The organism is Paenibacillus andongensis, assembly GCF_025369935.1.
Lineage (GTDB): Bacteria > Bacillota > Bacilli > Paenibacillales > NBRC-103111 > Paenibacillus_E > Paenibacillus_E andongensis.
The window spans coordinates 2,362,485-2,388,849 of sequence record NZ_CP104467.1 but is presented as its reverse complement, the minus strand read 5'-3'; the positions used below and the strand labels follow the sequence as shown (position 1 = coordinate 2,388,849).

The following is a 26,365-nucleotide window of genomic DNA, read 5'->3' as shown; positions in this document are numbered from 1 at the left end:
TTTAAACATTTTGTAAACCTCATGATTGCATTTCCGCCATTTGACGCTTCACGATCTCCCAAATATCTTTGACAAGAAAGACTTGGTCTTTATTTTCTGCATACCATTGATTCATATAATCTTCAAGCTGCTTCCCGTTTGCTTTATTCCAAACAGCCTGTGCGTCTGCTATAGCTTGCTCCGGGCTGTAATGACTGCCGCTGATAATCGCTTTGACATAGAGATCCGATATTTCCTCGAGCAATGCCATTTGGATCATATTCAAACTGTTCGGAAACACAGGCATATATTCTCCCACCGTCAAGCCGGGATACTGCTTGCTTGGATCCAGATACATGTTTTGGGCGTTTTTATATATATCCAGAGCTTTCTTTTGTTCAGGAACTTCCGAGTTCAATTTGTTGGTAATATATTCGCACTTTTTATTAATTTTAGTAACAAACATCCGATAATCCGCGTTATAGCTGACCTCATTTTTTTCTTTATACGTATCCAATACGCTCGGACAGCCATACGCGTTTTTTTGCCAATGAACCCCTTCATCTCCAGCAAATTTTACCGATGTTTCCGGCTTCATCATGAAGTCGATATATCGCGCGTCAGCTTCAGGGGATTTCGTATGGACATTGATTACGGTTGTCATTTGAATCGGATTATTAATTGCGCCTGTGAACGCTCCCATGCTTGTTTTAGGATAAGCCATCGGTGCAATTTCTGCTCCCGGTACATTTTTCTTAAGAATAGCAAGGTCTGATATGGTAAACTCGGTCCAATTGACGCTTGGATTAATATAAATCCCGATCTTTCCCTTAAGAAAATCCTGCTTAGCTTTAGATCCGCTGCTATCGTGCATATAATCTTTATCAATGATGTGATGATCATATAAACGCTTCTTAAATGTAAGAGAAGCCAGTTCGTTTTCCCACTGACGTACTATGTTACCATCCTTAATCCCCCAAGAAAATTGAGTGCTTGATGATGAATCACCAAACATTTCGTTCAGAGCAGTCTCTGAATAATAACTAAGGTTTGTCCCATACGTATCATCCATTCCATCACCGTCCGGATCCAGTTCGGTGAAAGCCTTAGCCACCCTAAAAAATTCCTCTTGCGTTTTAGGCACTTCTAAGTTTAGCTTTTTCAACCAATCCGTCCGAATAAAAAAAGCATGTAAGGGATTAGCTTCATTCAGCTTCCCAATTTCATACAGCTTGCCATCCGATTTGGTGCCAGCTTTCTTTAACTGCGGATATTGCGTGATTAATTTCTCGTATTCCGGCATAAACTTCAAAACATTGTCTAAAGGCAACAATTGGTTTTGTTCATACAAGTTGTTACGAGTAGTTGTATTGTATTCGTTAATGATGTCTGGAGCTGAACCGGAAGCAATCAATTTCATCAGGATTTGCCTCGATTCACTTCGCTGGATGGGAACGAACTTTACGTGTACCGGTCCATTACGATCGATCCAATCGGTCCATCGATTTTCTGCGTAAGATCCCTCAGAAACCGGAATCATACCCCGGTCATAAACAGAAACCGTAATCTCATTTTTGGCTGTATGGTTGCCTGAATCACTTACATTATCATTAAAAAGTGTGTAATTAACTAGCACAACAGCCGCAGCAATAATAAACCCTAACGTAACTCCAATCCACAGCTTCTTATTCAGCATAATCGTTTTCTGATCCTCTTTTTCATCAAAATGATGGCTATACGTATCCATACACGCTTACATGGATATCGAATTGCGGAATTCCTTCGGTGACATTTGGTACTGCTGCCGGAAAACATTGGTGAAATAATTCGGTTCGTCGAAACCGGTAGCGCTGGCAATTTCTGATATTTTCATGTCGGAATTGCGCAGCAGCAGCGCCGCCTTATCCATACGCATGCGGTTTAAGTAGTTTTTAAATCTCTCTCCAGTTGCCTTCTTAAATAAAACGCTAAGGTAGCTTGGATTCATTTGAACGTAAGAGGCCACATCCGTCAAGCTGCAATCCTGTTCATAATGTTCTTCGATATATTTTACAGCTTTATCAATTGTATTTTTACTTTTCGATAACTGCCATCTTTGGAAGCAACTCATGAAGCTGTCACTAAGCACCTTTGTCCACACAAAAATTTTATCGGAAGTTAAATCGGTCATATCCATTGAAGTTTTGTTATACAGACCGCTCTCTTCGATATCCAAATAGTTCTGTGCAGTTCTTTGTAAGGCAACGGCCAATGACAAAGCTTCCAATTTTAATTTGTAATAAGGTAAAGGCTTAAGATAGGCTATAAATTGATCCAATACCTGCTGTAAAATACTGGCTTCTCCAGTTAATATGGCGGAAATGAACTGCGCCTCCAAATCCGAAATTCGCTTTTCCTCTAAGCTAAGCTCTGATTGCTGCTCTTGCTTCGAATGGCGCTCATTTAGCTTCAGAAAGGCTTTATGAAGCACATGACGAACATCTTGTTCCGAACACGGCTTTGTTAAAAAATCAAAAACGCCGAGCTTTACTGCCGCTTGTGCATGTTCAAAATTTCTATAACCGGTCAAAATAATAACGATAAGATCTGGATATTTATTCCGTAAAAGCGAGATGAAATCAATACCGTTCATGATCGGCATGTTAATATCCGTAAGCACCACATCCGGTTTGAATCGATCCAGCATCGGTAACGCATCTTCTCCGTTGCTTGCTTCGCCTACAACGATCCATTCAGGTTGATTGAGCTCAATCATTGTAACCAGACCTTTACGAAAATGAGGCTGATCCTCCACGATTATTACTTTACTGATTATCATACTTTAAACCCTTTCTTTTCAACGTTTCTGAATGGTAAAATGAGACGCATCTTTGTTCCACCATGCAGTACACTGTTAATTTCTAGCCTATAAGGTGCGCCATACATCAGTTTAATCCTTCTTATCACACTATTTACCCCAAGACTGTCTCGACCATCATTCCGATGCAGCGGAGACATGCCATCCACGCCAACAATCTTCGATATACGCTCCTCATGGATCCCGCACCCATTATCCGCTATTTCGATTTCCAACAGATCATCATTTCGAATGGCTTTAATTATCAATTTCTTATGTAATAATCGGTTGCGGAAAGCATGTACAAACACATTTTCTACAAGAGGCTGGAGCAAAGAACGTAATATTTCGCTTTCTTGCGCCTCCTCTTCCACCTCGAAAACTGTTTCTAATTCGGTTTCAAACAGCTCCGTTTGTATTTTGACATAGTTACGGACCTGGCCAATTTCATCCCTGAATGTCGATGGGATGTCTATCGGCATTAACGAGTATTTGAGCATCTCTGATACGGCTGTAACAAGAGAAGCTGTATCTTTGTCATTTTGCATATAAAGCTTCCAATAAATTTCATTTAAAATATTATGGAGGAAGTGTGGATTCAACTGAGCCTGCAGCGCTTTTAGTTCCGCCTTCTTTTCACTCAATTGTGTGAGATAGACTTCATTAATTAAACGCTCAACTTTTTCTGTCATCTCATTAAAGCTTTCTCCGATGTAGGCCAGTTCATCTCTGGATCTGATCTTAATGCGGGTATCGAAATTGCCGGAGCGCACTTTTTGAAGGCCGTTTACTAAATCTTCAAGCGGCCGAAGCAGTTTTTTACTTGCCAGCATAATCAGAAGGCTTATCACAATCACACTGATGACACCAGTGTACAAAATTATTTGTAAAATCGTCTCGTTTTTTGACCGGATCGCCACCAGGGAAGTGCCGCTGACAAGTGAAAACTTAAACGCCTTCGAGTTGCTTTGAACAAATAAATACTGGTCCTTGATTTGAGCATGATTCAAGGCTTTCAACTGATTGAGCTCTTCTTCCGACTTCAAAGCCACATTGCTATATAATAAATCGTTCGACTGATTAAACAAATAAACCTTTCCCAAGTCGTCTTTCGTTAACCCTTCAAGGCTGCTGGAAAAAAAAGTTTCATCTAGTAGGATGATCAGCATGCCATAAGTATGCAAAGAGCTGTCTTTCATCCACCTGGCGGAAACAATCGATGGCCTAACCCCGTTAGGCTCTACCGAACTCGGCAAAGGAAATCTTAACCATACCAAATCCCCGTAGGATTGATTGATCTTAGGAAGAATAGCTTGATAAAAGGTAGCATCCAGCTCGTTAATCGACGGCGTATTAAAACGAAAATAAGACGGGTTCCCCTTTAAATCAAACATATACAATCCCGTAATGTACGGCGCATCCAATTTGATTTGATTGATTATTTCTTTTATTTGTTTTTTTTCGTAGTAGGAGCGAAACGTATCATAGTTTCCAGCTGAATTGATTTCACTGATCTTATTTTCAATTTGAGGATTAAAAACGATTGACTGTGATATACGTTGCATTTCCTGCAGTTTAAGATCTAATTTGGCCAAAGCTTCTTCATTGGTTTGGGAAAACTGCTTGCTAATTTCTTTTTCAAATAAATCAAGGTTATAGTGGTATGTGAAATATCCAGCCGCGCCAAATGCTATCAAAATAATAATGGATAGGCTGATTATGAGCTTGATCTTAAAGCTTCTTCCGATTACGAGCACTATTTTTTCCCACAACCACATCATGATGGATGAATTCACCTCAAAAAACTAATAACTTCAATAATAATTGATCTTCATTAGGACAAAATTATCTCATTGTAAATTACATGTTAATGAAAGCGCCTCTTACCTCAACGAAAAAAGGAGCTGCCTCGCGGCAAGCTCCTCCACTATCGTATCCGTTAAGCTCATTACTGCTTTGATAATTTAATGATGAAACAAACGGATACCCGAATAGGTCATCACAATTCCATATTTTTGAAAATCATTTGATTAGACTTGACTCTTGCGGTAGTCAGACGGATAGCTGGAGCAATTTTCCACGAATAATTTTGTAAAATGCCTAGTGCTGTAATAGCCGACTTTTTCGGCTATTTGTTTTACCTGCAAATTCGTGTTAAGGAGCAGTTCCTTCGCTTTAAGCATTCGGATATTGGTTAAATACTTTACAAACGGGGTCCCCGTTTTTTTGTGGAACAGCATACTTAAGTAGTTCGCTGATACGTTTAGTTGATGAGCAATTTGACCAATACCAACGTCATCCATATAATGTTTTTCCATATATTGAATCACATGCTCGATTAAATCAGCTGTAACGGGCTCTCGCGGTCTTATTTCAAGCAGCTTGCTTTCTCCCAGTTGCCGCAGTTCTCTAATCACTTCGATGTCATCTGAGGATTCTGCCATGTTGATGCCAAGTGCATGAAGCATAAAAAGATGAACAGCAAGCCGTGTTTTATCCGCTGTCAGCAGTTTATCATTGAGCAGCAGTCCCTCCATGTCCCCAACAGCTGTTTGGTAATGCAAATAGGCCTTGAAGTGAAGATGCTGCTTGATCGAGCAAAAGAGATGGCTCATTTTCAATTTCTCCGGCACGCTAGCCTCTTCCGCCAATTCCGAATACCCAATTCGTCGTCCTATGCCGCATACCGCACGGAGACTGTTCCATTGCCCGAGCTGCCCAAGCTGTGCATTCAACTGATCGAAACCGTGACATTCGCCTGACTGGAGAATCGTTATAGCCAATCCGTCATTTCGATAACTCTCCGTAATACCCTCTAGTAAATCAAAAAAACGATGCACCTCTTCCCCAGATTGAGCCCCTTTCAAAGGGTCCCAAGAACCGATAACAGCTAGATCACCGTCAGGCAGTGATACCATAGCGAAATTCATGCCATAAACAAGATGACGATTCAATCGTCCACGAAGATCATCGTAGAATTGACTCGTTAGATCCGAAAGCAATTTGCCCGTATGGATGGAGTCGAACAAGCAGATAGCGCCAATAAACCATCCTTGAACGTAAACACTGTCAAGTTCTTCAAACTTCAACGTTGTGAGTCCGTTACAAAGGGCAAACAAGCTATTTTCAAATTGTTGATTATGCATTCGGATAAATTCCTTATTGTGCTTAGCCGTATTCGTTAGCGCTCTCTCTAAATCGACTGGGTTAACGGGCTTCAATAAATAATCAGATGCACCTAATTTTAGCGCCTCCTGCGCATAAGCAAAGTCGGAGTATCCGCTTAAATTGATCCACTTCGTACATGGGGAAATGGCTTTGCCCAGACGCATCGCCTCAAGTCCACTCATACGGGGCATACGGATGTCAATAATTGCTACATTCGGCTTATGCTCTTTGACCAAATCCAACAGTTCTTCGCCGTTAGAAGCTTCACCCACGAGGTGCCAAGAGGATTCCACATCCTGTATCATACTTCGAATGCTTGCCCGAATAAGGTTTTCGTCATCTGCTATAATTAACTTCATCCTCGTTTCACATCCTTTAGCGGAATGAGAATCTGAACGCTTGTCCCCCCATCCCTTTTACTTTGTAAGATCATGGAAGCGCCGGCAAAAGAAAGTTGTAAGCGCTCTCTAACATTGCGAATACCTAAACCTTCTTGAGCAATACTTGAATCAAAGCCCACTCCGTTATCTGTAATGCGGATCATTATTACCTCTTCCTCTTCACCCTTCTCTAATAATGTCTGAATTTGAATATCCATCCTTAGTTCACAGATATGATCACTTGGCTCTATACCATGAATGATGGCATTTTCGATCATCGGTTGCAGCAGCAGCTTAGGAATTAATATGGAAAGCGCATCCGGGTCACAGGAAATGTGCACTTGAATTTTATCGGCAAAACGAACCTGCTGCAGCCCGCAATACTTGTTGATAAAATCAATTTCCTCCTGTAATTGAGCCCAATCATTATGTTCTAAGGTGTAACGCAGCATTCCGCTTAGCGAAAGAATAGCCCGCTCCAGCTGCATGGTTTGTCCCGTCCGATTCAGTCCAATGAAACCATTTAAGGTATTGTACAGAAAGTGTGGTTGAATTTGTGATTGCAACGCCCGATATTCCGCATTCCGCTGGCCGAGAACGGCCTTATATTCACGATCAATAAGCTCTCCGAGCTTAGATATCATCGTATTCAAATTCATGCCTAACTGAGAAATTTCATCGTTTCCTCTGACTCGATAGAGGGTATTCATATCTCCGCGCTGAACGCGCTTCATGACCAGAATCATTTGCTTAAAAGGAGTCACGATCCAGTGGGATACCGTAAAGTACAAGAATAATGCAATAAGCAGTCCACTGGAAGCAAAAGCAAATCCCAACCAATATACCCGCTGCAAATGCGATTGGATGTAGGCTTCCGGTGAAAGAATAGCGATTACCCACTTGGATCGACTAATCGTTTCACGGACGACCGAATAGGGTTCTTTCACGTCCATGACCTTCCGATTACCCAAGGCGACCTGGCTCACCATATCCTGGGAAATGGCTTGATTGGCATAAATCAACTGGTTATTGTCGTCGAGGATGACCACGATCGATCCCTTGCTTAATCGGATGCCCTTCATCATTTGATCCAAAAGCACCGTGTCGGCATCCGCCATAATAATACCTAACGGACGACTGGAATCAGGGTCCTTAATAAGGCGGGCAACGGAAAAAACCTCCGCTCCCGCAGTTAAATAATTTTGCTTGTGCACACCTGTAAACGCTACGTTCCCATCTGCCTTCAGCGCCTTCATATACCAATCCTGCTGAGCAAACGGAAAGCCTTTCACGATTTGATCCGAGTAGCTGCCCGGAGGTGTAATATAAACAGTACCATCCATCGGCAGAAGAATGGTTCCTAGTATGTCTTTCCGCATGTTTTTCAAATAGTTGGGGAGCGTTTTATTCAGCATTTCTTCCGCTTCATATTGCTCGTAAGGGGTTAAAAGCTGCCACTGAAAAGTGGACTTTAATTTCAAAGCTCGCATGACTTCATTGTTTAAATAAGGCGTCACCGTCATTCGCTCCAGATCGTCTAAATACGTCTGAATATCGAATGTCAATGCCGTTAAAGTCCCCTCGAGCAGAGAGGACTCCTGTTCTTTGATTAAATTGAGATAGTAAGAAGGCAGTTTAATCACAATACCAACAATCGGAATGACAATGGTTATGAAAAAAAGAAGAGATAATCTAAACCGAATCGATTGTCTGATTGTACCCCCTCCTAAAGTTATCCACAGCTAGCCTTTAATCGCTCCGGAAGCAAGTCCTGAAACAAAGTAGCGCTGCAGAAATAAATACACAATCGTCATGGGAATCGCCCCCATAAAGGATCCAGCAGCTACCCAACCGACATTACTGGTATATTGACCAAAGAATGTTGAAAGCGCTACCGTAATGGTTCTCATTTCTGGCTTTTGCAGGAAAAAGATGGAAAACTGATAATCGTTCCAAACAGCAACGCCGGACAAAATAATAACGGTTGCCGTCACAGGTTTGAGCAGTGGTAAAATAACGGTGAAAAATAACTGGAACCGCCCCGCCCCATCGATCATGGCCGCTTCATCTAGGTCCCGAGGAATCGTGCTGATGAAGCCGGTGTACAAGAAAATAGTCATCGGCAGATTAAAGGTGATGAACAATAAAATAATTCCCCAGTATTGATTCATACCGCCAATATCTACCATAAATTTATACAAGGGAACCAAAATAGTCAATGGGGGAACGATTAAGGCAGACACGAAAACCGCATAAATAAATTTGTTCCACGTCGTTTGGCGGCGGGCAAGCGGATAGGCTGCTATGGAGCCGATCATGACGATCAGAATGACCGAAATGACGGTCACGATCATGTTGCTTCGAAAAGCATCTCCAAGATGAGCTTCCTTCCAGGCATCTCTGAAATTATCTATATACAGATACCCCGGCATCATCCATTTGGAACTTAAATCATCGAACGCTTTGAGGGAGGTGGTTATCAAAATGTAGAAGGGTAAAATATGCGCCAAACAAATGATAAGGGAGACGACCGTTAACCAACGCTTACCTTTCTTCTTCATGCGTTAACCTCCCTCTTTCTAAGAAATAGTAACGCTGAAATGCTCACGATGGAGATCATAATAAACATCAAAATGCCGATCGTTGCCGCATATCCGGCATCTTCGCGTCCAAAATAGAGCAAATACATAATAGAAGAAAGTGAGGCGGAGGCATAACCAGGACCACTATTAGTCAGCGCAACAATAACGTCGAACAATTTAAGACCGCCAATGAGATTCAGTACCATGCTGACCGTAAATGCAGGCGCAATGAGGGGCCATGTCACATGCATGAACCGCTGAAAGGCTCCCGCTCCATCAATGGTCGCTGCCTCATAATAATCTCTAGGGATCGACTGCAGGCCTGCTAAATAGAGGACCATCGCGATACCCAAATACTGATACGTATTGACGAAGGTAATAATCCAAACATTGAGATTCGGATCCCCCAATAAATTGGAAGGCTGATCATGAAACAAAAGAATGATGTCATTGATAGCCCCGCCTTGATATTGGAAAAAAAAGTACCAAATATATCCCATGATCAAGGAGCTAATGATAACCGGCAAATAAATGACCGTCCGGACGAGCCCTCGGGTTCGAATGTTCATATTTAAGAATAAGGCGTACAACAGACCAATGACATTTTGAAAAACTGCACTCCCAATGCCATATATCGCCGTATTGCGGATAACCTTAATAATTTCAGGATCTGTGAACATCCGGGTATAGTTGTCAAAGCCGATCCATTTGTAGTTTTGATTGTACCCATCCCAATTCGTAAAAGAGATTTTAATCCCTTTAAAAAAAGGATAAAAAATAAAGATGAAAAATAAAACGAGGGCTGGTATATAGAGCACATTCAATAAAGCTCCGCTGCGCACTAGGCGATTAAAGGTTGTTGATGATTTTTTTTGAGGACTAGCCTGTACAAGCAAGGTCCTTGATTCAGCCATAAGAACACCTTCCTCCTTCATGTAATAGGAAGAAGGGAGGGTGGTTGTCACCCTCCCTATCCCGCTACTACTGATTGCGCAGACGTAAATATTCGGATTTCATTTTGTCAGAAAATTGCTGTGGAGTAACCGTTCCTGCCAGTAAGGCAACACCGGTTTTACACATCACATCCCACATCCCGTTCGGCAGATACACCCGGTCAAAATAAGGGAATACGCGAATGCTTTCAAATTGTTTGTAATACTCCGAAAATTCATGTTTGGATTCAATGTTCTTCAGACCGGCAGGCAATTTAGTCGCGTTGGCGATTTTGGACATGTTCTCAGGCTTTGCAAAGAACGCAATAAGCTTCTTGGATTCGGCCAGATGCTTACCGTCTTTCCAAGCGCCCATCGTATATCGCTCGCCGCCGGAGAAGGATTGGCTATCACCATCTACCATTGATGTCAGCGGTGAAATACCAATTTTGGCGTTCTTATTGTATTTATAAACCTCATCCGCAAAGGATGGCGCTCCGAATACAAAGGCAACCTTCCCTTGTGCGAATAACTGCGGCATGTCGCTGTATTTAGCGGTTAGCACATCTTTATTGATGTAACCCTTTTTGCTCATATCTTGAAGCTTTTGAGCAAGCGGTGTCCACTTATTCCAATCAAACGTACCGTCAAGAAGTGTCTTCGCATCATTCGTTGCAGGACTGATGTACATCGATGTCGCATAGAGATCGGAGAATCCACCGATCATCCCATTATCCACACCCGACATGAAGAATGGCGTAACCGCTCCGCTGCTCGATGTTTTAATCTTCTCCGCAGCTGCCATTAATTCATCAAACGTTTTTGGCGGTTTAAGGCCATACTTGTCAAGAATTTCAGCATTGTAGGAGATGCCGTCTTTCGCTTCACTCATCACGAGTGCCTCGACTTTGCCATCCTTATCGGTGACGACGGGTTTAATCGTATCGGTCATATTTTTAGCCCAAGGCTCATCGCGTAAATCGGCCAGATACTTGCCGTACCGAATGATTGCCCAGCCATGCGTATCGAAAACATCCGGCAAATCATTTGCCGCCATTTTAACTTTCAGAATGTTCTCGTATTCAGCACCAGGGAATTGAAATTCGACGGCAACATTCGGATTTTCCTTCGTGAAATCAGCAGCAATGCCTTTCATCATTTCTTGATTGGGCAATTCGGATATCGTGCTGTATACCGTTAGTTTTATTTTATCCCCACTTGGTTTAGCCTCTGGCGTACTTGTCGTTGTTGTCGGTTTCGTTGTCGCAGCAGCATCTTTGTTGTCTGTTGATGTTACCGAGCTCGGTCGGCTGGAACAGCCCATAAGGACAATGGAGATCGTTAACATAATGGCCACGACACTTAAAAATGTTCTTTTCATTTTTACGAACCCTCCCTTTTCATAATTGACGTGATGGTACTGCGCAGCATCCAGCTGTACAGGTTGTATTTGTATCACACTCTTATCATATCAATTATGGTTGCGCTTACAAGTGTACTAAATCTACAGTGGAAGCGCTATTTTTCATGTGAGGATAAACAACGTTACCGCAAGCCAATTCCGCCATCAACCGTTAATTGTTGCCCTGTAATTGCTTGCAGGGATGAAAATTCTGATTTGACCAGCTGCCGATTATCTTGATCAGCTGCCTTTAAGCTATTTAGATTCAATTTTCATTAAAGTATACAGCTCGGTTCGTTGAAACAAGTAATTTTTTTTACCAAAAAAAGTAAACCAGAATCCTTAAGTTTCTACATTGTTTCGACGTCACCAAACGGGTAGGCTATCAGAATGTACATATTTTTCGTAAAATTATTTCGCAAAAAGTACGTCCTAACGCAAACGGATTATCGGCAGCAGCAGGAACACAAAAACTGTTGAGATTTCTCGCATCGGGCTCTTTGAAAGGGGGACAATAATACAATATCGTATTACTGTAGTGAATGTTGCAGAATTGTAACTGAAGACTATGTGATGTACTTTTTTATTACAGAATATAAGCGCATTTCAGGTTATGTTTATCATGCAGGTGTATGTTCCTTGATTTGCCCTTGATCGGAAGTCGCCCGCAATATTGGAGAAAGATTGCCTGTGAAACACCGTCGAAGGTTCAACTTAATTATTTATAGACAACGAATTATGGTATTACGAGGTGATCCAATGTACTATTGCATCCAGTGTAAAGAACTCCACTTGCGTTCTAAATCGAAACAAATATTAATTTTTAGTTCAGGGTTTCATTACATTAATTCAACTCTTTATAATGCAGGAGTTTGTAAGATTGAAAGAAAGTGAGCTTGTTTAGTTATGGAGACTGTGTACCCTTTAGTTCAATCATCTGGATAAATGGAATGGTTCAAAGCTCTAATACATAATAGCATTGATTGTGTTTATGGACAGGTGCAAAGCTAAAAAGGAAGCGACTAATTACCGCTGCCATCTTTGTATTTACTTGAATCCGGCCAAGCATATTCAAGGCTTGAGCTCTATTATTTCAGTTGTAACAATCGTTCGATGACAATCGCGGTTTGCACTCGGGTAACAACATCCCCTGGAGCAAGATAGGCATTTCCTTTTATATCAGCTTTACCGCGTACAAGCCCGGTGTAGGCTACAGCCTCCCAGTCGTTCTTTGTATGATTACTCAGAGCTTCTTTATCTGCAAATGCATCCAGCGATTTCAAAGATCCTACGTTCATTGGTTGTTTATTGATTACTTTTAATGTTTTTGAGAGAAGCATAGTCATTTGCTCACGAGTTAATTTTGCATTTGCGTCCAATAAGTCTGCTTCTTTAAGATCTGAAGACTTCAAATTTAGTGCTTTTCCAATTACTTGAGTAAACTCTCCAACTAACATTTCTTTTTCCGGTTGGAACTGCTTGCTGCCGTCGGCAAAGCCTAAAATATTCTTACTTTGCAAATCCATCACTGCTAGAACGGCTTCGAATGACTGCCCGTCTAAATCAGAGTAAAGGTTCTTAGGAGTATCCCCAGAAACCTGAATTCGCCCCTCAACTTTGGGAGCAACTGTACCTTTTTGTTGGATGAAATCAGCAACTACCTTCGATAGCACAGGTCCTGCATTTTTGTCTAACAGTACCTTGGAACCCTTCAGTACATCGTACCCGTCGCCACCCTCTGCAACAAAATCAACGACGGAAATTGCATAATGCTTCTTACGATCAAGAGGCTGACCATTCACTTTTACATCAAGTACACGAGCCCCAGGAGTCAGTTTAGGGTTATAAAGAAACTGAATACCGCTTACCTGTGGGAACCGACCAGCACCACTTTCGATTTGGCTTACGCCATTTTCAAGCGCTTGGTAAAGCTGATCCCCTGTAATATCCAGCTTTTCAACATAGTTGGTGAAAGGCATAGCATCCAAAATGTCTCTCTTGGTGAGTGGACCAACCGGGAAAATGCGTTCTGCGCGTATGCCTCCACCATTAATGATTGCTGCATCCGCCTTGGTATAATCCTTCATTGCGTCAGCTACCAGGTCACCGATAGCCGTTTCCTTTTTACGTTGGGACGATTTCATGACATCCAACTCGGTTTGCGTTGAACCGATTTGTATTTCAAGCTCTTTGCTTAGCTTTGAGTTATAGCTGTCCATTACAGCTTTAACGTTCGGATCCGGCTGGTAGCCTTCCTTAGCAACGTCAGTTTTTAGTGCGTATCGGTGATAATTAAAATCAGCTATTTTACCATTTTGAAAGTTAAAATTAATCTCACCAAGATATGTAAACTCGTCTCCAATAAACCAAAGCAGTGTGTTGTGAATTTTTTCTGGGCTATCAAATGTAAATGCTGCATGGTCACCGACAATTAAGTCTATGCCATCGACTTTTTCTGCAACGACTCGAGCATCCGGACTGGCTAAATGCGAAGACACAATAATAAACTCAGCACCTGCTGCCTTCATTTCCGGAATAATCTTTTTCATCGCTTCCACTGGATTTAACACGATAGCGTTCGGTCCCATAGATGTAATTTGTGGTGCTTCCTCGTTAATTAGCCCTGTTATTCCAATTTTGACTCCATTCACTTCTTTAATAATAAACCTTTTCGCTCCTGATTCCTTTGCAAAAACGTCACCCGATCGCTTATCTACAGCGTTAGCGCTGACCCAAGGAAATTGGCTTGCTTTCACCAACTTGGACAACTGATCCGGTCCCATGTCAAAATCGTGATTACCATATGTATCAACATCGAGCTTGCCTGCATTGAATGCGTCCACTATGGGCTGTCCCTGAAATGCAGAAGATAAAACTGAAGTGCCAAGATCATCACCGTTACCAATGAACAGAGAATTAGGCTTCTCAGCCTTGATTTTGTTCGCGATACCAAAATAGTTTGCAATATTATTTGGCTCTTTGGGATTCCCAAAGTTTCCGTGAAAATGTGTGTCGTGAATGATCGTAAAAGTAACTTGTGACAACGCATGCTGAGATTTTTCAAACGTCGGTCCTACAAATTCAGACTTCACAGCACTTGAATCTGCAGAACCACCATCATGAGCAAGAACTGTGACCGGAATAGATAACGATAGTAATCCTGTAAGTACCGTAACTAGTCCTTTCTTAGCATTAGACAGCGGATATCTCATGATTTCACGTCTCCTTCATCTTATAGAATAACTGATGAAATTGTACGATAGAATAATTTTCACTATATCATCAGATCGTGAAGAAATTGTAAAATTTGATCATGTTAGCCTCATGGCTTGTTTTGCATAATCATCGATTCTACTGTATCGTGGAACCGTGACATTGAATCGTTCGTATGTGAAATTGCAGCATTAAAAAAAACGCTCGTAGGCAATATAAATTTGCCTTGCGAACGTTTAGCTTGATGGTGTGCCGCCGTAACTTTCGATTATGCTTGGTATGTTTTGTTCCCGTTTACCGAACTACACGTAAACCTTGATCGGGGCCAAAGCCATTCGCCTCGAACTTGCCCCGAAAAGATAACTCATTGTTGCTAACGTCGCCGATCCAACCGCCGCCCTTCACAACCCGGAAAGAACCGCTATTACTCCCCAAGTCTCCGTACCAGTTCCAGCACCATTCCCTTACATTACCTGACATATCGTAAAGTCCAAACTCGTTGGGTTTCTTGAGACCGATAGATTTTGTTTTATTCTTGTTGTTTTCTATGATAGGCCAGTTCCATTCTCCTGATATGTATTTATCTCCAGCGTTTCTCCAATACCATGCTACTTCATCTGCATTATTGTTTCCGCTGTATGTGTAATTCTTGCTTATCTGACCTCCGCTTGCAGCATATTCCCACTCCGCTTCTGTCGGCAATCGGTAACCATTAGCCCCCTCATTGATCGTTACTGTCCATTTTATATTATCGTTATCACTCTTGTTATTCGGGTCTTTTTTATTTTTGTCTATATTGTAATACGGTTTTAAGCCCTCTTTTATACTCCTTTTATTACAGTACTCAACAACGTCATACCAGCTTACCATTTCTACAGGCAAATTGTCGCCTTTGAATTCTGAGGGATTACTTCCCATTACCTCAATCCACTCTTTTTGAGTTACCTCATATTTGCCGATATAAAAGTTCGATATTGTTACACTTTTTCCATAGTAATTGGACTTTGTGCTCACAAAAGTCCCGCCTTTGACTAATACAAGGCTATCATTCTTTTCAGGCCTTTCTTGCGAACATGCGCTGACAACAATTATTATTGCTATTAAAAGGAAAATTAATAGCTTTCTCATTGATATATCTCCTTTTAAGCTGATAGGAAAAGGTATAGACCGTGACGGCCTGAAACTCGCCTCCGGCAACGTCGAAGGCCGTTCGTCTGACGGGGAACGGCCTTCAACGCATCCGAATTGACGGATCAAACTGGAGGGGAACGGCCGTCGGCCGGACTCCAATTTTTAGCGATCAGTTTCCTCCATAATATATTTTATTTGGTTTCCCTCGAAGGCTGTCCTGGCCGCTCCCTTCACTCTTCTGAAAGGTAATCACTGCTTGCAGTTGATCTGTTACCACACCGTTACGTTAGAGCTCCCACTACTTTGATATCCTTCTGTCGCTAACACCTGGTAAGACCAACTACTCCCCAGATTCATTCCAACATTCTTCCATGCGTTAACGTGGTTGCTAAAAGTGATAGCGACGTTGCTCCCGGTCGCTCTCTTCGACTGTCGGACACTCCAGAACTGGGTGAAAGTTGCAGTGCCGTCAATGGAAGGTGCGTTAGTCCGCGTAGCCGTATATATGTCATATGTGCCGCCGTCACTGGTCACGGTACCTTTATACGTTCCAGTAGGTCTATAAGTGCCCCAGCTATCAACGACATAATATTCTATGAGTGAGTTTCTCGTCCACCCATAGAGAGTCAAATACCCATTGCCGGACGGCGCCCAGACGCCGGCATTGTAGTTTATTGTCCTAGATGGCGATCCGGTAGTCCAGCCTTTACCGACAACAAAATTCCCGCTATTTGTCCATGTAACACTGTAATTCCCGCCAGATCCATTCGTAGCATTTACTGTCCCACCACCATCGGTCCAATTTTGCCAATAGTCTGTCGCTGCATTTGAGGTTGCTGCAAACAAGCTAAAACTCATTGAAGCTGCCATAAATACCGTCAAGATTTTCTTATTAAACTTAAACATAAATTACCTCCTAAAATTTTTATTTGTCATTACTTGCCTACATCATACTACCTAAAGCAGTACATATCTTAGCTTGTGTCATATTCCGTGAAGTCCGATTGTAACCTCCTCCCCAAGAAGGAATTTTCTCTCGAAAATAACCTTCCGTAACATTTTTGTATAATTACAAGACAATTTCTATCTTGTTTAAGTACATTATAGAAAGTAAGCGCATACATAACAACTTACCAAATTAAAGAATCTCCCCCCTATTTTTTGATTCACCTTTAAATATACGGAAACCAAAAAAAACAGCCCCATTAAAGGACGGCTATGCACTTTTTACTTTGCTCACCATCGTCGACAAAATGTAAGCGTTCTCCTTTCGCAACTATTGTACGCCATTACTATATTTTGCGTAAAAATAAGCACTTTTTTCTTAAGGAAATCTATTTTTCAAAAAAAGAAAGCGCTCTATAATGAAGGTGCTTACCGACTTTTTACCAGATATGGTGAAAGGAGTGAATCTTTGGTCTTGCAATGAAGTACCTGCTGATGTCAATTATGCTTCTCTGATGCCATTAACAAACGGTCAATTAGCAATGGCGCCCAATCCTGTAGTGAACCCCCGTGCAAGCGGCAGGTAACGTTTTAAAATAAGGAGGAAAATGAAATGATGATCAAGAAATTAAATGCGCTTATATTAGTTTTTTCTTTACTGATCGGTTGTTTACCAATGACGTCTGCATTTGCTGCCAACAATGCAATTGCAAAAATTCCAGGTAATTCAAATCCACTTATGGACCATAAATTGGGGGCAGATCCCTTTGCGCTGGTCTATAATGGAAGGGTTTACATTTATATGTCAAGCGATGCGTATGTATATAATAGCGACGGGACTGTTAAAGATAATGATTTTAGTGCATTAAATAAAATCAATGTCATATCTTCCGCTGATATGGTGAACTGGACAGATCACGGTTCAATTCCGGTAGCGGGAGCCAATAACGTCAATAACGGCAAGGGCATTGCAAAATGGGCGTCACTCTCATGGGCTCCTGCTGCTGCGCGCAAAACTATAAACGGCAAGGACAAATTCTTCCTTTATTTCGCGAACGGTGCATCGGGTATTGGTGTGTTGACTGCAGACACTCCGATAGGACCATGGACAGATCCGCTCGGAAAAGCTCTTGTTACAGGCAGTACGCCTGGAATAGCCGGAGTTACATGGCTTTTTGATCCGGCAGTATTGATGGATGACGATGGTCAAGGATATTTGTATGTTGGCGGGGGAATACCCAATACTTCGGATCCGGCATCGGTTGCAAATCCCAAAACTGCCAGAGTTTTAAAATTGGGCGCAGATATGACGAGTATTGTTGGAAGCGCAGTAACCATCGATGCTCCTTACATGTTTGAAGACTCCGGAATTCATAAGTATAACGGCAAATATTATTACTCTTATTGCATCAATTTCTCCGGTACACACCCGGCCGCTTATCCGGCAGGTGAAATCGGCTACATGGTGAGCAGCAGTCCTATGGGGCCCTTTACTTATACAGGGCATTTCCTGAAAAATCCAGGTGCATTTTTCGGAGGCGGCGGAAACAACCACCATGCTGTATTTAACTTTAATAACCAGTGGTATGTCGTGTACCACGCACAAACTGTCGCTATGGCTCAATTGGGAGCCGGAAAAGGATACCGATCTCCGCATATCAATAAGCTTGTGTATAATGCGGATGGAACCATACAAGAGGTTCAGGGAGATATGACAGGCATAGCCCAGATCGCCAATCTGAATCCATATAATAGGACCGAGGCTGAAACGATCGGGTGGAATGCAGGTATCACAACTGAGGAAAGTCAAGCAGCAGGCGGACCGGTAAATAATCTTGATGTAGGATATATAAATAATGGAGACTGGGTAGCTGTAGGAAACGCTGACTTCGGTATCGGCGGAGCCAAAACGTTTAAAGCAAATGTAGCATCAGCAACTACAGGAGGCAATATTGAAATACGTCTTGACAGTGTAACCGGTACTCTTGTCGGAACACTACCTGTACCTTCTACAGGCGGGTGGCAAAACTGGAGGGAACTAACAGCTACTATCGGCGGTGCAAAAGGTGTCCACAAAGTTTTCTTTGTGTTTACCGGAACAGGTACAGGCTATTTATTTAATATTGATTACTGGCAGTTTACATCCAATTAACCATAGTTTAGGCCAAGAATGGGACTTGGGATGCCAACGTGGATTATTAGGGATTTAGACCGAAAAGGAGATAAATAAACGTAAACTAAATTCTTTCTTGTTTACAGCACTCATGAGCAAGATTCGTTCCTGATGTTGTTCGGGGGATTACTATTAATTCCCTGAACATCATTCACAATTGCCAAGCTCCAATCCAAACCTGCCCACCACGACCTCCTTTTCCCGTTCATCTAATATATCTAGATTTTATATATCTTCGACTCCTCAATCTTCAGCTGCACCTTATCCACGACATCATCGGCTTCCGTTCCAAGGATGTCGATCAACGTGATCTCGTTGCCCTCTTTGTCCGTCCCAATCGGATCGTGCAAGGATACATCCTTGCGCGTCTTTTTCAATGATCGCAGATGCATCAGAATCTCATTCTCAATACAGCGAGCCGCGAATGTTGCGAGTTTCGTCCCTTGGACAAATGCGCCAATCTAAATTTTAAAAACTCATTATTAACATAATCAATCAGAGAAGTATCTTTGTGCTTTATCAAGTACCGCAAAAGGTACGGTAACAATTTGTCGACAACACAGGAGGTGTTGCATATTCAACCTGCTCAGCGGAATATGCGTATGGGCTTGAAAGAACATCAAGCAGCCGCTCCATCACACTGTAGTCTCCTTGTACTACCGCGGATGTCAATGCTTCTTCTACCCGATGGTTACGCGGGATAATTGCTGGATTATTATTGCTCATTAGTTGATGTGAGAAAGCTTTGGCTTCCTGCTGTCTACTTAATCTAGCCTGCCATAGTTCATACCACTGCCTAAAATCCAGTTTGTCATACATGATCGTATCCTCAGGCCTATCCAAAGTTAAAGCGCGAAAAGTATTCGTATAATCTGCGCGATACGTCTGCATTAGATGGAGTAGCCCTTCAATCAGTGAATCATCCTCTGATTCTTCATTACATATCCCCAGTTTGGACCTCATGCCGGAGAGCCAATTAGAGTGATACTGCTCAGAAAAATCTGAAATCGCATCCTCAATAAGCTTGGCCCCCTGCTTCTCATCGTCATGCAGCAATGGTAGAAGAGTTTCAGCAAATCTAGTGAGATTCCATGCGGCAATGTCCGGCTGTTTGCCATAAGCATAGCGGCCTTCCGAGTCTCTGGAACTGAATACGGTCCCTGGTTCATAAACATCCAAGAATGCGCAAGGACCATAATCAATGGTTTCTCCACTGATCGCTATGTTATCCGTGTTCATCACTCCGTGAACAAACCCAACAAGCTGCCATTTGACAATTAATTGCGCTTGGCGCTTAATCACTTCTTGAAGCAGCGCTAGATAGCGGTTCTCAGCACCAGTAGCCTCAGGAAAATGTCTTAGTACTGTGTAATCAGCTAGCGCACGGAGCTCATCCACCGTGCCAAATTCCGAAGCATATTGAAAAGTTGCAAAGCGAATATGACTGGCGGCGACACGGGTTAGAATTGCACCAGATTGTTCAGTTTCGCGAAGGAAAGTCTCACCTGTTGAAACAACCGCTAAACTTCGGGTAGTTGGAATTCCTAAAGCAAACATAGCTTCACTTATGATATACTCACGCAGCATCGGTCCAAGTCCCGCTCGACCATCCAAATAGCGGGAGTATGGTGTTTTACCTGATCCCTTCAGCTGAATATCAACTCGCTCACCTTGGGGAGTCAACTGTTCGCCAAGGAGATGAGCTCGCCCATCTCCTAGCCTATTAAACTGCCCAAATTGATGACCCGCATAGGCTTGCGCAATGGAGAGTCCTCCATCAGGTATCTGGTTCCCCGCAAATATAGCTAAGCTATCACTACTTCGCAATGCTCCTTCATCCAAACCCAATGATGATGCCAATGGAGCATTCAATATAATTAACTTCGGAGAGCTCACAGGAGTTGGATTGATCTTGGTATAAAAGAAATTCGGCAACCGCGAATAGCTGTTGTCGAATTTCCATCCCGCATCGTTCTTTGCTTGTTTCTCTGACATCATGTCTCCTCCTCATGCAGCTTTACTACTACGATTTAAGGGTAATGGCAGGCCGTCCAGTGCCCTTCCCTGATTGGCAATAAGGCAGGCTGCTCTTCTTTACACTTTGCGGTTGCCGCTGGGCAGCGCGTGTGGAATCTGCAGCCAGACGGTGGATTCGCAGGAGAAGGGATTTCCCCTTCGATCTCGATCCACGCTCTTTTTTGCGAGGGATCCGTAGATGGTATAGAAGAAAGCAAGCCCTTCGTGTAGGGATGGGAAGGATGGAGAAACAGCTCCTCACTAGGTGCTATTTCAACCAGTTTCCCCAAGTACATAACACCAATACGGTCGGATAGATGGCGCACAATGTTTAAGCCATGGGCGATAAATAAGTAGGTTAATCCCAGTTTTTTCTGCAGATCCTGCATTAAATTGACGATTTGAGCCTGTACGGATACATCCAACGCAGATACGGCCTCATCAGCAAGGATAAACTTAGGATTGAGCGCGATGGCTCTAGCAATACCAATGCGCTGTCGTTGCCCGCCCGAAAACTCATGAGGGAACCGATCATACACGGAACGATTCAGCCCTACTAACTCCAATAAGTCTTCTACCTTGGTCCGTTTCTCTGACTTACTTAACGATTCATGGATATCAAAAGGTTCGCCAATAATATCGCCAACCTTCCAACGCGGGTTCACAGAACCGTACGGATCTTGGAAAATGACCTGCATATCTCGGCGTACGTCCTGCAGTCCTTTGTTCGAAAGTTTAGATAAATCTTTCCCTTCGAACAGAACCTCTCCCACTGTTGCCTTCTCCAGCTGCAGCAACACCCGGCCTAAGGTAGACTTGCCGCTCCCCGATTCACCGACTAAACCAAAGGTCTCGCCCTTCTTAATCGAAAAAGAAACATCTTCAACCGCGCGAATATAGGATTTCGAACGACTAAATGTTCCTTTCCCTATGGGGTAAAATTTACTTAACCCTTTCACCTCAAAGAGTGTCTCTCTAGTTAAAGCCTGATCGCCAACGACATCGGAAGATCGGTAATCTATCTTTGTATCTACAACCGCTGCATGTTGCTGCCAATCTGCACGCTCAACTAATTCTTCCGAGTACCAACATGCAGTAAGACGTTCATTCACGAAGCGTAAGGGAGGACTATCTTTCACACAGCGTTCGGTCGCATAAGGACACCTTGGATGAAATCGGCATCCTGATGGCAGATCCGATAGATGGGGAATCGTCCCTTCAATAGAGAACAATCGGGATGACCGATTGCTATCCATCGTCGTAATGGATCGAAGTAACCCTCTCGTATACGGATGATGTGGTCTAGCGAACAATTGCCCCACGCTTGCTTGTTCAACGATTTGTCCAGCGTACATCACGATGATTTTGTCTGCCATCTCTGCAGCAATCCCCAAATCATGGGTGATGAGAAGTATGGACATGTTGAATTCTTCTTTAAGCTCCTGCAGCAGGTGAAGAATCTGCGCTTGAATCGTTACATCAAGCGCAGTTGTTGGTTCATCCGCAATAAGCAGCTGTGGACTGCATGTAAGAGCCATAGCAATCATCGCTCGCTGTAGCATCCCACCTGAAAGCTCACCAGGATATTGGTTCATTCGGATTTCTGGCTCTGGAATGCCAACACGCTTTAATAAATACACAGCTCGCTCCCAGGCTTGTTCCCGATTTCCCTGTTTATGCTGGATCATCACTTCGGTAATTTGATTACCAATGGTAAATACGGGATCGAAAGCAGCCATGGGCTCTTGGAATACCATCGCCATTTTTTTCCCACGTAATGCCCGAAGATCATTCTGTGACAACGTTGTTAAATCATCGCCATCGAGTATGATTTGACCACCGGATATGCGACCATTTTCATAATCGATTAAACGCATGACTGATTTCGAAGTAACCGATTTACCACTGCCGGATTCTCCGACAAGACAAATGGTTTCGCCTACGCCAATTTTCAAAGAAATGTCTTGAATGGCCGTGAACGACCCCTTATTTGTTGTGAATTGTACACTTAAGTTGTCAATCTCAAGCAGTTGCTTCAACTTGCGCCACCTCCTAGCTATGCCCTTCTCTGCTTTGGATCTAAGGAGTCACGTAGTTTATCACCGATTAAATTAACGGATATGACGAATAACGTGATCGCGAGGCCTGGAAATGTACATATCCACCAAGCCATTGTAAGGTAACCTCGTCCTTGTGAGAGGAGCGATCCCCAATCGGGAATCTCTTTGAGTACGCCCAAGCCAAGGAAACTTAGCCCAGCACCGACCAGAATGGATGCACCTAAACCGATCGTGGACATGACCAAGAGTGGCGACCAAGCATTCGTTAGAACATGGCGAAAAAATATACGGAATTTAGACGCGCCTATAGACCGAGAGGCGGTAATGAAAGAGCGATTCTTTATGCTCAGAATCTGACCTCGCATGACCCTGGCATATTGCGGAATGGACGCTGCTGCAACAGCAAAGATCAGATTAAATAAATGAGGGCCAAGAGCAGCAGCTATGGCTAGAGCTAATAGAATGCCAGGAATCGTCATCAACACATCGATAATCCTCATGAAGATCGTGTCAATCACGCCGCCGATGTATCCAGATAGCGCACCGATACTTCCTCCAATGATGCCTCCTGCGAGTACAGAGGAGAAACCAATAATCAGGGAATCACGACTGCCATATACGACAAGACTGAATACATCTCTGCCAAAATAGTCCGTTCCAAACAAATGAGCTTTGCTTGGCGCATGCATGATTTGATCAGCGAGCATCGCTGTAGGGGTGTACGGAGCAATCCATTGCGGAAAAAGCGCACATCCGATAATAAACAAGGCCACGATCGCTGCTAGATAAACCAGAATTTCTGAAGCATTAAATGATCTGGGTATCTTTGTGATTCGAAGATGCCACTTATGTCTCAGCCAAATAGTTCTTGTAGAAAGAACATCTTTCATAGTCACCCTTCTCCTCTCCAATATGCTTTCATATCCGAATTATTGTGTTCGACGAACCCGTGGATCTATGAATACATAAGAAATATCGACTAGCAAATTTACGATGACGTAAATGATGGCTGAGAAAAATACCACACCTTGAACAACAGGCAAGTCTTTGGACATGATGGCGTCTGCGAGAATTCGGCCAATCCCTTGTCTCGAGAAGACGGTTTCGATCACAACGGTACCCGCCATCAAATCTCCGATATGAATGCCAATGATGGTGACCGCGGGAATTAAAGCGTTGCGAAGCGCATGTCGGTACATTACTAATCGTTCAGATAGTCCTTTCGCGCGTAGTGTCACGATGAAATGCTCATTGATGACTTCCAACATCGAGTTACGTACCATCCGAACGATAAATCCAGCTCCCACAAATCCAAGTGTAAGTGAAGGAAGGACAAGTGTAATGAGCCCCTTTGACCCCATTGCTGGGAACCAGCCTAAAGATACGGAAAAAATGAGAATTAACAGAATTCCGGACCAGAACGTCGGCATTGATATACCGAACAACCCGACTATTCGAGCTAACACATCGATCCATCGATTGCGATGTACGGCCGAAAGAACACCAAGCCCTACACCAATGATCGTAGATATGAGCGTACTAGCTAAAGTGAGTGCCAAGGTTGCTGGGAGATGCTTAAGAATTTTGGGCAACACAGGTTCACTGTTTAGTAATGATTTACCGAAATCTCCTTGGATCATAGCCATAAAATAGTGCCCAAATTGGACATAGAAGGGTTCATTCAGTCCGAGCTGTTGTCTTAAATTTGCAATCGCCTCTGGTGTCGTGGAGGAAGGATCCACCATAGAAAGCACAGGATCTCCCGGTAGCACATACAAAATACAAAAGACAAGGATTAAGGAACCAAGAATGACCAGCAATGAAACTACAAGCCGTTCCGTTAATATCCTGTTCATATCGATTAGCTCCCTGTAGCGTTATTTTTGAATAAACGTATCATTAAAGATCGGGTATCCGAGCGAATCAAATTTTAAACCTTTAACAGTCTTCGATGCCGCAACTGTATAAGGGAACACATAAATAGGAATGATGACTGCATTATCGATAATGGATTTCTGTACTTGTTTGTACAGTTCCGCACGTTTCTTATCATCAGGCTCGATAGCCCCTTGTTCCAGCCACTTATCCACTTGTGGATCTGCAAGGCCTGGAAGACTTGGTCTAGCTTTCGGATCGCTTGTGTGATAGAAGGCGTAGAGCGCATTGGGATCCGAGTTCACCTGGCTGTTCCCATAGATATCATAGTCACCTTTAGTAAAAATAACATTGGCTGTATCCTTCGTAATTTCGACTTCAACAACAATCCCCACTTGCTTCAATTGCTGCTGAATAATGACGGCAATATCATTTCGTTTCTCACGGTTAGGTGATCCATCTACATAATGCAAAGTAAGCTTCTTGTCTTCTTTTACACGAATGCCATCTGCGCCTTTGAGCCAACCGAGTTCGTCCAATAATTTGTTCGCTTTAGCAAGATCAGGTTTAATCCCATTTTCTAATGAGGCATCATAACCGAAAACACCAGGTGATAAGGGTGACCAGGCACGTGGATAAGTCCCTAAATAAAGTGTTTTGACAATCGCATCCACATCAATCGCTGATTGAAGCGCTTGTCTGGCCTTCACCTCACCCCAAGGCGCTTTTCGTTGATTAATAAATAACGTATAGGGCAATCCATTGGTATTCACTTGGTGAACTTGGATACTGGAATCTGACTTCAACGAAACAATATTTTGCGGGGGAATCGTCTCACCAGCAAGAACTTGCTTACTTTGAACACTTCCGATTCGAGTCGCTTCTTCAGGAACAATACTAAATGTAATTTGGTCCAAATAAGACTTCCCTTTATTCTCCACAATTTCCGGCGCCCAGTTATAATCAGGACTACGTTTAACTTGAATGGAAGCATTCTCTTCCCATTTCACAAATGAGAATGGACCTGAACCAACCGGATTTTTACCAAATTGATCCCCATATTTCTTGGCCGCTGTTGGTGAAACAATCCCAAGTAACGCTTGACTTAGGTTACCTAGAAATGCTCTAGATGGTGTCTCGAGATTGATTTTTATCGTGAACTCATCAACGACTTCCGCAGATTTATAGGGTTTAAGTAAAGCTACTGAATTGGCTGCTTTCGTTGCCGGATCGAGAATGCGATCATAATTGTATTTCACAGCTTCTGCATTAAATGGCGTCCCATCTTGGAACTTTACGTCTTTACGTAATTTGAACGTGTAACTAAGACCATCAGGAGAAACCGTCCATTCGGTGGCTAGCCACGGTTTAATCGAACCATCAGGTAATTGAACAACCAAACTATCATAGATGGTTCGAAGCACCCTCACTGCTACGGCAAGCCCGCTGCGATGCGGATCTAGGGAGTCAGGGGAAGTTGCCAGCGCATAAGTAAGCTCTCCGCCAACTACCGCCGTTTGTTTGCCCTCTTGCTTCGGCGTTGCTGATTGCGAGGCATCCGAACTGCCATCGTTTGTTGAACCACAGCCTGTTAACACGAGGACAATGGCTAACGATAACGCACTAAACTTGATCCATTTCTTTGATCTATTCATATCTAACGCTCCCCCTTG

At 42.9% G+C, this 26,365-nt stretch carries 18 protein-coding genes and 1 pseudogene; 2 read left to right on the top strand and 17 right to left on the bottom strand.

Annotated elements, in window-relative coordinates; genetic code table 11:
• Nucleotides 1–19: 19 nt before the first annotated feature.
• The 8 genes from NYR53_RS10790 to NYR53_RS10755 form a co-directional block, all read right to left on the bottom strand.
• Nucleotides 20–1,726: a type 2 periplasmic-binding domain-containing protein gene (locus NYR53_RS10790; protein ID WP_261305156.1), complete on the bottom strand. Its 1,707-nt coding sequence runs from the start codon at nt 1,724–1,726 to the stop codon at nt 20–22.
• A gap of 6 nt (nt 1,727–1,732) precedes the next feature.
• Nucleotides 1,733–2,797, bottom strand: a complete 1,065-nt coding sequence (locus NYR53_RS10785; RefSeq protein ID WP_261305155.1) for a response regulator transcription factor — start codon at nt 2,795–2,797, stop codon at nt 1,733–1,735.
• A complete protein-coding gene (locus NYR53_RS10780) occupies nt 2,794–4,596 on the bottom strand; it encodes a sensor histidine kinase (RefSeq protein WP_261305154.1) in 1,803 nt (600 codons plus the stop codon). Before NYR53_RS10780 ends, NYR53_RS10785 begins: the two co-directional genes overlap by 4 nt.
• A 249-nt stretch (nt 4,597–4,845) precedes the next feature.
• The gene (locus NYR53_RS10775; RefSeq protein ID WP_261305153.1) at nt 4,846–6,342 is read right to left on the bottom strand and encodes a response regulator; all 1,497 of its coding nucleotides are present in this window, start codon (nt 6,340–6,342) and stop codon (nt 4,846–4,848) included.
• The gene (locus NYR53_RS10770; protein ID WP_261305152.1) at nt 6,339–8,006 is read right to left on the bottom strand and encodes a cache domain-containing sensor histidine kinase; all 1,668 of its coding nucleotides are present in this window, start codon (nt 8,004–8,006) and stop codon (nt 6,339–6,341) included. The genes NYR53_RS10775 and NYR53_RS10770 overlap by 4 nt, the downstream gene beginning before the upstream one ends.
• A gap of 99 nt (nt 8,007–8,105) precedes the next feature.
• A complete protein-coding gene (locus NYR53_RS10765; RefSeq protein ID WP_261305151.1) occupies nt 8,106–8,924 on the bottom strand; it encodes a carbohydrate ABC transporter permease in 819 nt (272 codons plus the stop codon).
• The gene (locus NYR53_RS10760; RefSeq protein ID WP_261305150.1) at nt 8,921–9,859 is read right to left on the bottom strand and encodes a carbohydrate ABC transporter permease; all 939 of its coding nucleotides are present in this window, start codon (nt 9,857–9,859) and stop codon (nt 8,921–8,923) included. Before NYR53_RS10760 ends, NYR53_RS10765 begins: the two co-directional genes overlap by 4 nt.
• 67 nt (nt 9,860–9,926) lie before the next feature.
• Nucleotides 9,927–11,258 carry an ABC transporter substrate-binding protein gene (locus NYR53_RS10755; RefSeq protein WP_261305149.1) on the bottom strand — a complete coding sequence of 444 codons (1,332 nt, stop codon included), beginning with the start codon at nt 11,256–11,258 and terminating at the stop codon, nt 9,927–9,929.
• Between the two features lie 759 nt (nt 11,259–12,017).
• Here NYR53_RS10755 and NYR53_RS34430 point away from each other — a divergent pair.
• A complete protein-coding gene (locus tag NYR53_RS34430; RefSeq protein ID WP_367618667.1) occupies nt 12,018–12,173 on the top strand; it encodes a DUF3973 domain-containing protein in 156 nt (51 codons plus the stop codon).
• Nucleotides 12,174–12,367: 194 nt separating this feature from the next.
• Here the strand turns inward: NYR53_RS34430 and NYR53_RS10750 are convergent, their stop codons facing one another.
• From NYR53_RS10750 to xynA, 3 genes are all read right to left on the bottom strand, one after another.
• Nucleotides 12,368–14,491 (bottom strand): bifunctional metallophosphatase/5'-nucleotidase, encoded by a 2,124-nt coding sequence (locus NYR53_RS10750; protein ID WP_261305148.1) that lies wholly within the window; start codon nt 14,489–14,491, stop codon nt 12,368–12,370.
• A gap of 295 nt (nt 14,492–14,786) precedes the next feature.
• Nucleotides 14,787–15,620, bottom strand: a complete 834-nt coding sequence (locus NYR53_RS10745; RefSeq protein ID WP_261305147.1) for a formylglycine-generating enzyme family protein — start codon at nt 15,618–15,620, stop codon at nt 14,787–14,789.
• Between the two features lie 273 nt (nt 15,621–15,893).
• Nucleotides 15,894–16,529: an endo-1,4-beta-xylanase XynA gene (gene xynA, locus NYR53_RS10740; protein ID WP_261305146.1), complete on the bottom strand. Its 636-nt coding sequence runs from the start codon at nt 16,527–16,529 to the stop codon at nt 15,894–15,896.
• Between the two features lie 655 nt (nt 16,530–17,184).
• On the opposite strand from xynA, the gene NYR53_RS10735 reads away from it, so the two are divergent.
• The gene (locus tag NYR53_RS10735) at nt 17,185–18,720 is read left to right on the top strand and encodes a glycoside hydrolase family 43 protein (RefSeq protein WP_261306327.1); all 1,536 of its coding nucleotides are present in this window, start codon (nt 17,185–17,187) and stop codon (nt 18,718–18,720) included.
• A gap of 171 nt (nt 18,721–18,891) precedes the next feature.
• Here the strand turns inward: NYR53_RS10735 and NYR53_RS10730 are convergent.
• From NYR53_RS10730 to NYR53_RS10700, 6 genes and pseudogenes are all read right to left on the bottom strand, one after another.
• Nucleotides 18,892–19,187, bottom strand: a pseudogene (locus NYR53_RS10730) (RNA polymerase subunit sigma-70); the annotation flags it as partial.
• A 73-nt stretch (nt 19,188–19,260) separates the two neighbouring features.
• On the bottom strand, nt 19,261–20,736 hold the full coding sequence (locus tag NYR53_RS10725; RefSeq protein WP_437180143.1) for a protein adenylyltransferase SelO: 1,476 nt from the start codon (nt 20,734–20,736) through the stop codon (nt 19,261–19,263).
• A 35-nt stretch (nt 20,737–20,771) separates the two neighbouring features.
• Nucleotides 20,772–22,796 carry a dipeptide ABC transporter ATP-binding protein gene (locus NYR53_RS34340; protein WP_290428993.1) on the bottom strand — a complete coding sequence of 675 codons (2,025 nt, stop codon included), beginning with the start codon at nt 22,794–22,796 and terminating at the stop codon, nt 20,772–20,774.
• 17 nt (nt 22,797–22,813) lie between these two features.
• Complete coding sequence (locus NYR53_RS10710) at nt 22,814–23,707, bottom strand: ABC transporter permease (protein ID WP_261305144.1); 894 nt, start codon at nt 23,705–23,707, stop codon at nt 22,814–22,816.
• A gap of 39 nt (nt 23,708–23,746) precedes the next feature.
• The gene (locus NYR53_RS10705; protein WP_261305143.1) at nt 23,747–24,673 is read right to left on the bottom strand and encodes an ABC transporter permease; all 927 of its coding nucleotides are present in this window, start codon (nt 24,671–24,673) and stop codon (nt 23,747–23,749) included.
• Nucleotides 24,674–24,694: 21 nt separating this feature from the next.
• Nucleotides 24,695–26,347, bottom strand: coding sequence for an ABC transporter substrate-binding protein (locus NYR53_RS10700; RefSeq protein ID WP_261305142.1), 1,653 nt, complete (start codon nt 26,345–26,347; stop codon nt 24,695–24,697).
• Nucleotides 26,348–26,365: the final 18 nt, after the last annotated feature.